General features: G+C 46.3%; 11 protein-coding genes. 9 read left to right on the top strand and 2 right to left on the bottom strand.

The window, feature by feature from the left end:
• The first annotated feature begins 46 nt into the window (after positions 1–46).
• The 3 genes from DRW41_RS10475 to DRW41_RS10465 all read left to right on the top strand — a co-directional run bounded on the left by DRW41_RS10475 (position 47) and on the right by DRW41_RS10465 (position 3,161).
• On the top strand, positions 47–1,300 hold the full coding sequence (locus tag DRW41_RS10475) for an ABC transporter substrate-binding protein (protein ID WP_115451930.1): 1,254 nt from the start codon (positions 47–49) through the stop codon (positions 1,298–1,300).
• A 68-nt stretch (positions 1,301–1,368) separates the two neighbouring features.
• Complete coding sequence (locus DRW41_RS10470) at positions 1,369–2,316, top strand: carbohydrate ABC transporter permease (protein WP_115451929.1); 948 nt, start codon at positions 1,369–1,371, stop codon at positions 2,314–2,316.
• A 17-nt stretch (positions 2,317–2,333) separates the two neighbouring features.
• Positions 2,334–3,161 carry a carbohydrate ABC transporter permease gene (locus DRW41_RS10465; RefSeq protein ID WP_115451928.1) on the top strand — a complete coding sequence of 276 codons (828 nt, stop codon included), beginning with the start codon at positions 2,334–2,336 and terminating at the stop codon, positions 3,159–3,161.
• Between the two features lie 123 nt (positions 3,162–3,284).
• On the opposite strand, the gene DRW41_RS22960 is transcribed toward DRW41_RS10465, so the two are convergent.
• Positions 3,285–3,473, bottom strand: a complete 189-nt coding sequence (locus tag DRW41_RS22960) for a hypothetical protein (protein ID WP_181884500.1) — start codon at positions 3,471–3,473, stop codon at positions 3,285–3,287.
• 545 nt (positions 3,474–4,018) lie between these two features.
• Here DRW41_RS22960 and DRW41_RS10460 point away from each other — a divergent pair.
• Positions 4,019–5,743, top strand: a complete 1,725-nt coding sequence (locus tag DRW41_RS10460; protein WP_115451927.1) for an amylo-alpha-1,6-glucosidase — start codon at positions 4,019–4,021, stop codon at positions 5,741–5,743.
• 418 nt (positions 5,744–6,161) lie between these two features.
• Positions 6,162–6,356, top strand: a complete 195-nt coding sequence (locus tag DRW41_RS10455) for a hypothetical protein (RefSeq protein WP_115451926.1) — start codon at positions 6,162–6,164, stop codon at positions 6,354–6,356.
• A 156-nt stretch (positions 6,357–6,512) separates the two neighbouring features.
• Here the strand turns inward: DRW41_RS10455 and DRW41_RS10450 are convergent, their stop codons facing one another.
• Positions 6,513–7,922: a sigma-54 interaction domain-containing protein gene (locus DRW41_RS10450; RefSeq protein WP_115451925.1), complete on the bottom strand. Its 1,410-nt coding sequence runs from the start codon at positions 7,920–7,922 to the stop codon at positions 6,513–6,515.
• A 405-nt stretch (positions 7,923–8,327) separates the two neighbouring features.
• Between DRW41_RS10450 and DRW41_RS10445 the strand changes: the two genes are divergently transcribed.
• From DRW41_RS10445 to DRW41_RS10430, 4 genes are all read left to right on the top strand, one after another.
• Entirely contained in the window at positions 8,328–9,107 is a 780-nt protein-coding gene (locus DRW41_RS10445; protein WP_115451924.1) for an SDR family NAD(P)-dependent oxidoreductase, read from the top strand.
• A gap of 25 nt (positions 9,108–9,132) precedes the next feature.
• A complete protein-coding gene (gcvPA, locus tag DRW41_RS10440; RefSeq protein WP_115451923.1) occupies positions 9,133–10,518 on the top strand; it encodes an aminomethyl-transferring glycine dehydrogenase subunit GcvPA in 1,386 nt (461 codons plus the stop codon).
• A 72-nt stretch (positions 10,519–10,590) separates the two neighbouring features.
• Positions 10,591–12,159: an aminomethyl-transferring glycine dehydrogenase subunit GcvPB gene (gene gcvPB, locus DRW41_RS10435; RefSeq protein ID WP_439330865.1), complete on the top strand. Its 1,569-nt coding sequence runs from the start codon at positions 10,591–10,593 to the stop codon at positions 12,157–12,159.
• Between the two features lie 284 nt (positions 12,160–12,443).
• The gene (locus DRW41_RS10430) at positions 12,444–13,736 is read left to right on the top strand and encodes an ABC transporter substrate-binding protein (protein ID WP_115451922.1); all 1,293 of its coding nucleotides are present in this window, start codon (positions 12,444–12,446) and stop codon (positions 13,734–13,736) included.
• Positions 13,737–13,738 lie beyond the last annotated feature (2 nt).

Here is a 13,738-nt window from a genome sequence, read left to right as displayed (position 1 = left end):
GGTTACTTTTTTAATAGTTATAAAAACTATCGAAAAGAGGGGTCTTATGAAAAAAAGAAATTTAGTGTTTTCCCTGCTGGTTGCATTTGCTCTTTTGTTGAGCGCGTGCAGTTCGAACACTTCTTCCGGGGCTGAAAAAAAGGACGGAAAAACAGTTTTGCGCTTTGCCACTTGGGATGCGGGAGATACCCTGAAAATCCAGGAGGATATCGCAAAAGCTTTTGAAAAAGAAAATAAAGATGTAAAGGTGCAGGTTGAGGCTTACGGAGATGGGTTTGATCAAAAAATCGCCGCCTCATTCGGGGCAAAAAACCCCCCGGATGTAATGTATATGTGGGATTTTACGACGTACCACCAATCGCTTGAACCGCTTGATGGATATGCGGAGCAAGATTCCGATATCAACATGGATGATTTTTACGAAGGGCTTTTCAACTATTCAAAAGTGGATGGAAAACTATATGGAATGCCGGCTGGATTCTCCACGATGGTAGTCTATTATAATAAAAAGCTGTTTGACGAAGCGGGGATTCCTTATCCGCAGGAAGGCTGGACTTGGGATGAATTCAAAGATATTGCCAAGAAGCTAACCGATAAAAGCAAGAAACAATATGGATTTGCGGTAACGTCCGAGCCAGATACGTATGATTTGCAAGGTTTGGTTTGGAGCAACGGCGGAAGTTTCATCTCGGATGACGGCACGAAAATTGATGGAGTCATGAATAGCAAAGAAACGGTTGATGCATTGCAAATGTACGGCGATATGGTAAAGGAAGGAATTGCTGTTTCGACGGGCGGGGCGAATCAACAAAGCGCAAGCGAGATTTTCAAGGCCAACAAACTTGGAATGCTCGTCAATGGTATTTGGTCGATTCAAGGCTATAAAGATGCAAAAGTAGACTTTGGAACAGTGATGATGCCGGCGTTTGATTCCAAGCCTGTAAAAGGATTAATTAACTCGTCATCGATTTCAATCGCGAAAGATTCAAAGAAAAAGGATTTAGCCTGGAAGTTTGTGAAATTCTTTTCCTCTGATCAGGCAATCAAGATGAGAACAGCAGACCTTCCTGTCCGCAAAAGTGTCGTGGAAGAAACGAAAGTAACGGAAGATCCATTGTATAAGCCTTTCTACACGATGCTTGAAAAAGCGGATAATTCACCGGCGTTCCTATTGAATAAAAATTGGAACGAGGTAAACCGCAACCTGTCCGCCGCCCTAAATGCGGCCATGATTGGACAGGATGCAAAGCCATTGCTCGATAAAGCCGTGAAAGATTCGGAGAAATATTTATCTAAATAAATTGGCAAAAGGCTCCACAACCACCAGAGTGTTGTGGGGCCTTTACAAAAAGCAGGAGGAGGCATCCGATGAAATCCAGCTTAAGTATTAATACTGCACCCTCGGCACTTCCGCTTAAGAGGAAAAGGAAATGGGGCCAATTGGTCCCCTATCTGTTTATTGCACCGTGGATCATAGGCTTTGTTGTGTTTACCATTGGACCGCTATTGTTTTCACTTGTGATTAGTTTTTATGATTGGCCGATAGTCGGGGAAGTTGAATTTGTCGGACTTTCCAACTACATAACGATGTTTACGGATGACCCGCTGTTTTGGCATTCCCTATGGATTACGGTGAAGTATGCGATGATCTTTGTTCCGTTGAATATTATTTTAGCTTTGCTGCTGGCGGTTTTGCTGAACCAAAAGGTAAAGGGAAGCTCGCTTTTCCGCACGTTTTTCTATGTTCCTTCCGTTATTTCCGGCGTTGCGCTGGCGATGATTTGGGGGACGGTTTTCGATGGCGAATACGGAATATTGAACTACTTGCTTTCTTTCATAGGCATTGAGGGGCCGAGATGGCTGAATGACACAAACTGGGCGCTTGTTGCGATGGTGATTGCCAGTTTATGGGGACAAGGGACGATGATGCTGATTTTCCTGGCGGGTTTGAAAAATATTCCGTTGGATTTATACGAGGCGGCGGAAATTGATGGGGCCGGGAAGCTCTATAAATTTTTCAAAATAACGATTCCCTTATTGTCGCCAACAATTCTTTTCAATTTGATTATGACGATTATCGGGGCGTTCCAAACCTTGACGCTCGCACTTGTGCTGACAGGCGGCGGCCCGATGCAGTCGACCTATTTCTATGCAATGTATGTGTACGAAAATGCGTTCAAATACTTCAAAATGGGCTATTCATCCGCCAACGCGTGGGTCATGTTCATTATTGTGCTGTCTTTAACGATGCTTGTCTTTAAATCATCGAGCATGTGGGTGTTTTACGAAAGTGAAGTTAAAAATAAAGAAAAGTAAGGAGGTGCCGATTCCGGATGAAAGGGAAAATGCGTATCCAGAAAATCATTGTTTATGGTTTGTTGATTGCCCTGTCACTCTTATTTCTTTTGCCGTTTTTTTGGATGGTGATGACCGCGCTGAAAGGGCCGGAAGAGCTTAGCCTTTATCCGCCGAAATTCTTTCCTTCCACATGGCACTTCGAGAACTTTGCCAAAGCGTGGAACAGCCAGCCATTTAATACTTTCCTGGTGAATAGTTTAGTGGTCACGTTCATGACGACCCTTGGACAGATTATTTCATCCACCCTTGTTGCGTACGGGTTCGCGCGGTTCCAATTTAAAGGGCGGGATACGCTGTTCATTATTTTGCTTGCGACAATGATGATTCCATGGGAAGTAACGATGATCCCGCAATATATGGAATTTAATATGTTTGGCTGGATCAACACACTGAAGGCATTGATTGTTCCTTCCTGGTTCGGTTCCGCGTTTTATATTTTCCTATTGCGGCAATTCATTATGTCGATTCCGAAAGAACTGGATGAAGCGGCAAAAATGGACGGGGCGAATGTGTTCCAAATCTATTACAAAATCTATTTGCCGCTCGTGTGGCCGGTCATTGTACTGATTGCGGTGTTCAATATATTGGGCAGCTGGAATGATTATTTAGGCCCGCTGATTTTCCTGAATGACCAGAGCAAATATACGTTGACGCTTGGCCTGGCTTCGTTTAAAGGGGTTCATAATGTTGATACGAACGGCATCATGGCGGTTACGTTCCTGATCAGTATTTTCCCGCTTATTTTGTTCTTTTTCGCGCAAAAGAAAATCGTCGAGGGTGTGCAGACTACTGGGTTGAAATAAGAGATTGTGCAGACTACTTGGTAAAAATAATAGATTGTGTGGATGAATCTTGGTTCATCCATTTTTTTAAATAGGTTGTATCAAGAATCTTATATTTTCATGTAACCATGCGGTTGATTTGCGCTACAGGCGCTTCGCTTTCCGCGGGCAGTCCGGGAGCCTCCTCGGCGAAACCCATGCCTGCGGGGTCTCCCCTGGCCAGCTTTTCCCGCAGGAGTCTTCGCGCCTTCCGCTCCAATCAACTTGCTCTGAAAACAAAGAGCGTAAAAGTTTTTTCAACCTAGCTAGCAACTTTGGTGAACCTTTTTTCATTTCGTTCCCCCCAAGGATCAGCTTTAGCTAGAAAAAGTGACCGAAATCCTTAGGCTGTGGCAATATCCATGCCTCACTTGGACTCGTAGCTTATTAAAACTCACGACCGTGTCCAAACATGAGGCTGCTTTGGACACGCAACCTATGAAAAGTTACTTTTGTTTCCAAACATAAGTCAGCTTTGAACACGCAGGCTTAGAAAACTCAGTTCTGTGTCCAAACATGAGTTAGTTTTGGACACGCAGGCTTAGAAAACTCACTTCTGTGTCCAAACATGCGTTAGCTTTGGACACACAGGCTTAGAAAACTCAATTATGTGTAGAAACATGAGGCAACTTTAGACACGCAGGCTTTGAAAACTCAGTTCTGTGTCCAAACATGAGTCAGCTTTGGACACGCAGGCTTTGAAAACCCACTTTTGTGTCCAAACATGAGTTAGCTTTGGGCACCAGGACAAAAGTTTGGAGATCTACCTCAAGGTTCTATTAGACTATACAATTTTGGGCAATCTACATAATTTTTTTGAAAATAAAGGAAGTGGGTTAATGTTTGATGTTAAGAAAATCCCTTTTAGCCGATATGGTTCTTTTATTACGATTTCACCGAAGCATAGACGGGGCGGCGAGGATGGGGCGCTTTATATTCGGAACATCCGGAACGGGGACAATAATTTTGGCGAGGTGTTCCGGATTGAGTTGATTCGGGATGGCGAGCCCGTGTCCTATCAGCCTGAAATGTCTCCGAGTTTGCTGCGCCTAGAAACGGACGGCGGATTTGCGGAATTTTGCATTACGGAAGCGCGGGTTTTGCAAATATGGAGCGTAGGTGTCGGGGTTAGGCTGACGGGGATTACCGGTGCCTATGATTATGCTGCCCTTGTTGGCGAGAACCGCTGGGAAGTGAATCATTCGTCTCAGGAAATGCGTTATATGCTTACGGCGGTAAAGGGGCGGATTGAGATGGATGCCCCGTTCAAGGAGCAACGCTGTGAAAAAATCATCGTGAATCTTCTTCCTGGACCGTCGACGGAGATGGAATGCGTGATGGAAGAGTATACGACTGTGTATCGGCCGAGATCCTATGTTTCTTTTTCAAAAGGGCAAGAGCTCGTTGAAAAGGAGTACGAGTTGTGGATTCAGCGTGTTCTTTCGGTGCCTGGGGAGTATGCGGGGGGCCGGGAGCTGGCGGGTTATATTACGTGGTCGTGCGTCGTTTCGCCGGAGGGGATGTTGACGCGGCCGGCGATGTACATGTCGAAGAACTGGATGACGAACATTTGGAGCTGGGATCATTGTTTCAATGCGATGGCGCTTGCGAAGCATTCACCGGAGCTTGCGTGGGACCAGTTTATGATTTTTTTCGACCTGCAGGATGAGTCGGGGATGCTTCCGGATTTCGTAAATAATCGGTTTGCGTTGTGGAATTTTACGAAGCCGCCAATCCATGGCTGGACGTTGAGGCGGATTTGGGAACAGACCGATTATGTGAGTGCGGAGAGATTGCGGGAAGTGTACGGGCCGTTGGCTAGTTGGACGCGTTGGTGGCTGACGTACCAAGATAGTGATGGGGATGGGATTCCGCAATATAACCACGGGAATGACAGTGGCTGGGACAACAGCACGATTTTTCGAAAGGGAACTCCGGTGGAAAGTCCGGACCTGTCATCGTTCCTGGTCCTGCAAATGGACGTGCTGGCGGAAATCGCTGAGAAGCTGGGCCTTGCGGGCGAGGCTGATAGGTGGAGGCGGGAATCCGAGGGGCTATTGACGAACATGATTGATCATTTCTGGGATGGCGAGCGGTTTGTGGCGAAGAAATCCGGGACGCATGAAGTGATTGAATCGGATAGCCTAGTCCTCTATATTCCTATTATTCTTGGAAAAAGGCTTCCGGATGGGATTCGGGAGAAGTTGGTAGACGGGATTAAAAATAAGGGTTTTTTAACAGAGAATGGCCTGGCGACAGAGCTGCCGTCCAGCCAGTTCTATAAGGAAGATGGCTACTGGCGGGGACCTATTTGGGCGCCGACGACGATGCTCGTGGTGGATGGACTACTGTCAGCGGGGGAAGAAGAGCTGGCGCTTGAGATTGCGAGAAGGTTTTGTCGCATGGCGTCAACGTCGGGGATGGCGGAAAATTTCAATGCTCTGTCGGGGGATGGCTTGCGTGATCCGGCGTTTACGTGGACATCGAGCGTGTTTTTGATGCTTGGGCATTTGTTGGAGGAGAATGAGGGGGCTAAGTCAGGGTTGAGAGTGACGCTTTTATAACGTGCGCGTGTTTGCTAATAAGAGGGTCCCGTTTGCTGATAAAGGAGTTTCGTTTGTTGATAAGAGGGTTTCGTTTACTGATAAAAGGGGTTTACTTACTGATAAGAGAGCACTGGCATGCATCATTTCTGCCAACCATGAGATCACCTCATTTAAACTTTCTAGTAATCCTATCTAATCACAGGCTTTCAATCAGTAGCGTTTTTCAGATGGGAGAAACGTTTTCTGATTCTGCAAAGTCTTGTTTCAGACAGGAGTTTTGATTAATGCACCTGGGGAGGGGTAAATTAGTATAGAGGTGAAATAAATGAAAGTGACAATATCGAATGATGCAAAACAGCAGCTTATTCATGTGTTTGGCGCGGAACAGACCATAAAGATTAATCAGGTCCGCACAACCGGTTGAGGTGCCACCTTTGTGTACGAACTTGCTCAGGCTGAGCAAATAAAAGATGAAGAAGTATTTAAGGTAGATGAAATCACGATTCTTATTGACCCGCAGGTTGTGGGCGATTTGGATGGAGATATCGTAATCGACCATAAGAATAATTATGGGTTTATCCTTAAGAATAGTTTTGAAATCCTGACATTTGGGATGAAAGTGAATAAGTAGATTTTTTGTATGTACGACGCAAAGGAGGAGCGGGCAATAATCCCAGCTCCTCTTTTTGCATGGTTCACTAAGCCGATTTTGGGACAACGGCCATACGTTTGGTGGGTGGCTGCTTTTGTTAGGAAAAAAGAGTTGCGCCGATTGCTTTCTCGCCATTTAAATATGAATTTCAAGTTTCTCCATTTTCCTGTACAATGTCCGGATGCTGATCCCTAAGTCCTTTGCCGCCTTTTGTTTTCCGGTATAGCTGTTTTCGTACGCCTGCAATTTCTGGATAATTACGTCGCGTTCTGCTTCTGCGAGGCCCGGTTTTGGGCTGGTCGATTTACCTGCCAGGATGGGTCGGCTCACTGCTGAATTGGCTAGATAAGGCGGCAAGGAATCCGTTGTCAAAACATTGTTTGACTCGATGTTCATGCTGTACTCGATGACATTTTCCAGCTCGCGTAAATTCCCCGGCCAGTGATAGGCGGAGAGGACGCCCATGTATTCCTCTGAGCAGGAATCAATCAATTTTCCGGTGCGCTCTTTCAATTTTTTTATAAAGTGAAGGGCCAGAAGCGCTAAATCTTCCATTCTTTCGCGAAGTGGCGGAATGGTGATCGGAATGACATTCAAACGGTAATACAAATCAGAGCGGAACCGTTTTTCATCCAATAGCTCGTTAAATGGCTGATTGGTTGCCGAAATTAGCCGGACGTCTACTTTTTTGGAACTGGTACCGCCAACGCGCATGATCATCCCATCCTGCAGCACTTTTAAAAGTTTCGGCTGCAGGTTCAAAGGCAAATCGGCAATTTCATCCATGAACAATGTGCCGTGATCGGCCAGTTCAAAGTAGCCCTTTTTCCCGCTCTTCTTCGCGTTCGTAAACGCGCCTTCTTCATAGCCGAATATTTCGCTTTCAAATAAGCTTTCCGGAATGGCAGCGCAGTTCAGTTCGACGAACGGCCCTTTGCTCACAAGGCTCATTTCGTGAATATACTGGGCAAGCAAACTCTTTCCTGTACCGGTTTCACCAGTAATTAAAATCGACGAGGTGCTATTGCGGATACCCTTTATCAATTTCCGAATATCCGTAAGCGCTTTACTTTTACCGAAAATATAATTTTCCAAGGCAAAATAGCGATTGTCAGCCGCCTTAAACACATCGGTATCCCGCAAAATGGAAATAATGATTTCTTTTAAACGGGAAAGCCATTCAATATAGTACTGTTTATTTTCAATCAGTTTGACTTCGTTTTCCGGCGAGAAACTGACGAATGACAGATAGCCATATTTTTTCCCATTGATGATCATGTCCTGAACGAGTTCCGCTTTGGACGGGCAATGATTGATAAAATGGCAGCCTACACACGATTGCATTTTGCCTGGTTCATGAAGGAATGTAATGTGGTGCCCATACAAATTGTTGAAAAACGGAACATGGACCTTTGTCCCTTTCCGTAAAATATATTCCTCTGTCGCGGCAATCAGTTCACCTTTCGGATTAAAGCAAGCAATTTCGACATGAAGCAATTTTGAAAAGGCCTGGATGACTTTAGAAATAGAGTTTAATAGCGGCATTCATTATCCTCCAATGGGCTGCATCTTTTAGAAAAAACGGCGGGGAATTCACTAGTTATTTGTGAAGATTACTAGTGAGCGTCTGGCACGTACTATTTTTAATAAAAAAGGCCAGCCGAGTTTATAGGTTGATAATAAAAGTTCGAAAATCAACACCAAAGTATTATTGGAATCTATATACTATCATCTTAACTTATTATTACTAATATTCAAATTAGTAGTGTCACTTCTGACTGCAATTTGTCATTTCTGACACATGGCAGGAGTGTTTTCTCGAAAAAGAAAATGAAAACGCTTTATTGATAGTATTTTCAGAAGAATCAAAAGTTGGCACGGTACTTGCATGGTTAATTAAGTGAAAGATGGTTTTTCTATCGAACCAAATTTTGAAGGGATGGGAATGCAGTGAATTATGAAGAACTATTGGGAATCAAAGATAAGGTTGCGGTGATAACCGGCGGCGCTTCCGGAATCGGGCTCGCTACTGCCGAGTTGTTTGCCGAGGCGGGAGCAGCCGTTGCGGTGCTCGATATTAATGAAGAGCGCGGCGGCGAGGCCGCCAAGGAATTGCGTGACAGAGGATATAAAGCGGAGTTCTTCAAATGTGATGTTACTTCGGCGGCGGATTGTGAACGGGCAGCCTCCGAGGTTGAGCAGCAATTTGGCAAAATTGACGTTTTATTTAATAATGCTGGTTTGATTCGCAGGAAAACGGTCGTTGAGCATACTGAAGAGGATTGGGATTTGGTTATCAATGTTTCTCTAAAAGGCGCTTTTTTACTATCAAAATATGTGATTCCAATCATGGAGAAAAACGGCGGGGGCAGCATTGTCAACACAGGTTCAGGCTGGGGCTTAAAAGGCGGCGATCAGGCAGCCTCCTATTGTGCGGCAAAGGCCGCAGTTGTGAATTTGACGAAAGCAATGGCGATCGACCATGGAAACCAAAACATTCGTGTGAACTGCGTTTGCCCGGGTGATACGGACACGCCTCTTCTACGGGACGAAGCTAAGCAGTTACAGTTGGATGAAGCTAAGTTCCTGTCCTCCTCTGCTGTTGGACGGCCGCTGGAGAGAATTGGAACGCCGCGTGATATTGCAAAAGGCGTGTTATTTTTGGCAAGCGATATGTCTTCCTGGGTGACAGGGACCGTATTGACAGTTGACGGCGGCGGCTTGGCTTAAATCAAATGTAAAAGGAGAGAAAATGATGAAAAAAACAGCACATCCATACATACCGAATACCGTTCCTGAAGTGCAGGAGGAAATGCTAAGGGAAATCGGGGTTGAATCGATTGAAGAGCTCTTTGTCGGCATCCCGGAGGAACTGCATTTTAAAGGAAAAATGAATATTCCGGAGGCGCTACCGGAATACGAGCTTCGAAAATATGTAGACGGAATTTTAAACAAAAATAAAACAGCCCATGAGTATTTGAATTTCCTTGGGGCAGGTTGCTGGAACCATTTTGTGCCGGCTGTTTGCGATGAAGTGAACCAGCGCGCTGAGTTTGTGACCGGCTATGCGGGGGACCCGTATGAGGACCACGGCCGATTCCAGGCATTGTTTGAGTATCAAAGCTTGATGGCCGAATTGGTCGATATGGATGTCGTGAATGTCCCGACTTTTGATTGGGCGCAGGCTGCGGCGACTTCGATCCGGATGGCGCACCGCATTACCGGAAGGCCCGAGGTGCTGCTTCCGAAAACCATTTCACCTGACCGGTTGAAGATTATTGAAAATTACTGCTCGCCGCAAGTTGCATGCATTCTCGTAGATTACGAGGAAGATTCAGGACAAATCAGCTTAAGCGACCTGGAAACGAAACTTTCGGAGAATACCGCGGCAGTCTATTTTGAAAATCCATCGTACCTTGGCTTTATCGAAACGAAGGGCCAGAAGATTAGCAATCTAGCGAAAAACGTTGGGGCGATTACGATTGTCGGGGTCGACCCAAGTTCGCTCGGCGTCCTTGAGCCGCCAAGCCATTACGGCGCCGATATTGTGTGCGGCGACCTGCAGCCGCTTGGCATGCATATGAATTATGGCGGAGGCCAGGCCGGCTTTATTGCAACACATGATGATCTTACTTTTATTAAGGAATATCCATCACGGCTATTTGGGATTGCGCCGACTGTTGTTGAGGGTGAGTACGGCTTTGGCGATGTGTTTTACGACCGGACATCCTTTGCGCAAAGGGAAAAAGGAAAGGAATCGGTCGGGACGCAAACAGCCCTATGGGGGATTACAGCCGGAGTTTACCTGGCGCTGCTTGGCCCGGATGGCATGTATGAGCTTGGGAAATCGATCATGCAAAAATCGCAATACGCGATGGGCGAAATCGGGAACATCCCGAATGTCGTCGCCTCCCGTTTTGAATCAGCGAACTTTAAGGAGTTCGTGGTTGATTTTAACCGGACTGGAAAAACGGTCAAGGAAATCAATCAATATTTGCTGGACAATGGAATTTTCGGAGGGAAGGATTTATCGGAAGAATTCCCTGAGTTTGGCCAGTGCGCGCTTTTCTGCATCACGGAAATACATACACAGGCTGATATCGACCGCCTGGTCCAGACGATGAAAGATTTCTTGAGCTGATATCGACTATTTAGCACAGACAATTAAAGACTTCTTGTGAATAAACAAGCCGAAAAGAAAGGGATGGTGTACGTGGAAAGGATTAAACGTGGGAAAGTCAGGCAGTTCCATCAGGCAAAATGGGATGAGCCCGTAATATTTGAACTTCATCAAAGCGGCGAACGCGGCGTCCAATTGCCGCGGGTTGAAAGCGCAATTGAAGAAAAAGTAGGTGACGGGGTGTCTTTCATTCCTCGAGAAATGGTAAGGAAGAGAAAACCGAATCTCCCGGAAATTTCCCAAAACCGGGTATTGCGCCACTATTTGCGGTTATCGCAGGAAGTGTTGGGCTCTGCGTTTAACGTGGAAATTGGCCAGGGCACCTGTACGATTAAATACTCGCCGGAAATCAATGAGGCAATCGCAGCGTCAGCAAAAATGACCGAGCTTCATCCGTTGCAGGATGTGAGTACGGTCCAAGGAGTTCTCGAAATTACCCACAAATTGGACCTCGCGTTGCGTGAGGTTTCGGGGATGGACTACTTCTCGTTCCAACCGGGGAGCGGCACCCAGGCGTTGTTCGCGATGGCGTCGATCGTCCGCGCATATCATGAAGCGAATGGCGAGGCTGACCAGCGCGATGAAATCATCACGACGATTTTTTCCCATCCTTCACAAGCGGCTACTGCAGCCGTAAAAGGTTATAAAATCATTACGCTTTATCCGGACGAGGACGGGTTCCCTGATCTTGAGAAGCTGAAAGCGGCCGTTTCCGAACGGACAGCAGGATTTGTCGTGGCAAACCCTGAAGATACCGGAATTTATAACCCGCGGATTAAGGAATTTACACGGATTGTCCATGAAGCGGGCGGAATTTGCTATTATGACCAGGCGAATGCGAACGGGCTTCTAGGAATTACACGTGCGAAGGAAGCCGGGTTTGATATGTGCTTCATGAACCTCCACAAAACCTTTTCGACGCCGCATGCGTGCGGAGGCCCGGCGACTGGAGCGCTCGGCGTGGTTGACAGGCTGAAGGAATTTTTGCCGGGGCCGATTGTCGAAAAAGACGGCGACCAGTATGTGCTGAATGATAATATGAAGCACAGCATCGGCAAGGTCCGTTCCTTCCAGGGCGTTCCGCAGCACGTCCTTCGTGCGTATGCCTGGATTCGTGCCCTTGGGCCGGAAGGACTGAAGGATGTCGCTCAGGTTGCCGTGCTTAACAATAATTATTTGTACCATAAGGTGCTGAAAATTAAGGGAGCGAGCGCGCCATATATCAAAGGGCAACGGTTGGAGCAGGTTCGCTACAGCTGGGAACAGCTTAAGAAAGACACTGGGGTGGATACGGATGACGTTTCGCGCCGGATGGCTGACTTCGCCCATCATTATTGGACGAGCCATCATCCATATGTCGTGCCGGAGCCGTTCACGCTCGAACCGACGGAAACGCCATCAAAGGCAGACCTGGATGAGTATATCGCATCCTTGACCCATATTTCCGAAGAAGCCTATACCAATCCGGAAATCGTCAAGTCCGCGCCGCACAACAGCACGAATCATCTTATCAAAGACCATGACGATTTCGATAACCCAGAAAAATGGGCCATCACCTGGCGTTCTTATCTGAAAAAAACACAAGCATCGGAGAAGGTTTAGATGCTAGATTAAAACAAGTTCTTCTTTATAAGTGCTAGTTTTATAGAAGTTTTTTTAATAAGTTGATTGGAGCGAAAGGCGCGAAGACTCCTGCGGGAAAAGCTGGCCAGGGGAGACCCCGCAGGCATGGGTTTCGCCGAGGAGGCTCCCGGACTGCCCGCGGAAAGCGAAGCGCCTGAAGCGTAAATCAACACATTAATTCTGTGAAGAACAAAAACAAAAAGCGGAATCTGTTACTTTTTTTTAAAAAAACAAAAAAACATTACGAGAATGGGGAATGAAAGATGAAAAAGTACATGTCCATTATGCTAGTCATGCTTTTGCTTCTGCTTGCAGCCTGTTCCAATAAATCAAGCGGCGATGAAGGTGCATCCGCCGACAGCAAAAATCCGAAAGGCATCATTACCGTTTGGGGCTGGGATGTAGCTGCCGCGACACTGGAAGCATCGGTTAAGAGCTTCCAGGAAAAATATCCTGATGTAAAAGTGAAAGTAGAGGATTTTAATAGCGGGGATCTCTACTCAAAGTTAACAGTTGGCCTCGCAGCGCGCGGTTCCGGCCTCCCGGATGTTGTTTTAATGGAAGATGAGCGGATTCCGGGGTATGTTCATCAGTTTCCACAAGGATTTCTCAATTTAGGTGAGCTTGGCTACGACAAACATAAAGATTTATTTAATGAAGCGAAAATAGCGTCTGTCAAAGATCAGGATGGAAACCTCATTGCCGCCCCTTGGGATATCGGCCCGGCTGGTGTGTTCTATCGTGTCGACCTTTTCAAACAGGCGAATGTTGATCCAAATTCCATCGAAACATGGGAGGATTATATTGCCGCTGGCGAGAAAATTAAAGCCGCGACCGGCGTCGAGCTGCTGCCAATCGATGTTCCGAATTATGATGGCGTGTTTGCGATGATGATGCAGCAGCAGGGCAAGTCCTATTTTAACGAAGACAATACAGTCAATTTGCAATCTCCTGAGGCAATTAGGGCAATGAAGCTGATCAAGGAAATGTATGACAAGGGATTGGTCCTGCAAAACAATGGCTGGGATGGGATTGTTACGGCGACAGTAAACGGATCAGTAGCGACCGTACCATACGGAGTTTGGTATGCCGGAACGATCATGGACCAGGCGCCGGATTTGAAAGGGCAATGGGATGTATTTTATCTTCCAGGCTTTAAAGAAGGCGGAACCCGATATGCAAACGTGGGGGGCTCCTCGTTATTGATTCCAGCGTCAACCAAAAACCAGGCTGCCGCCTATGCATTCGTGGATTTCTTTACAACTGACAAAGACGCGCAGCTTCTAGGGTTTGAAAAATATGGTCTGTTCCCATCTTTGAAGGACACATATGACGCGCCGCAATTCACGGAAAACAACGAGTACTTCAACAACAGCCCGATCTTCAAAAAATTTGCTGATATTGTAGACCAGGTGCCAACAGTTTATGTGAACGAAAATCTTGCGAAGGCGAGCAAAGTGACAAGTGACGCACAGGCCGCTATTCTGTTGGAAAATAAATCAGTTGAAGCGACTTTGAAAAGCGCCCAAAAGCAGTTGGAAAACGAAATTAAATAATC

The sequence above is a fragment of the Neobacillus piezotolerans genome (assembly GCF_003362805.1).
Classification (GTDB): domain Bacteria; phylum Bacillota; class Bacilli; order Bacillales; family Cytobacillaceae; genus Bacillus_D; species Bacillus_D piezotolerans.
The sequence above is the reverse complement of the archived record's forward strand: the minus strand, read 5'-3'. Positions and strand labels throughout refer to the sequence as shown.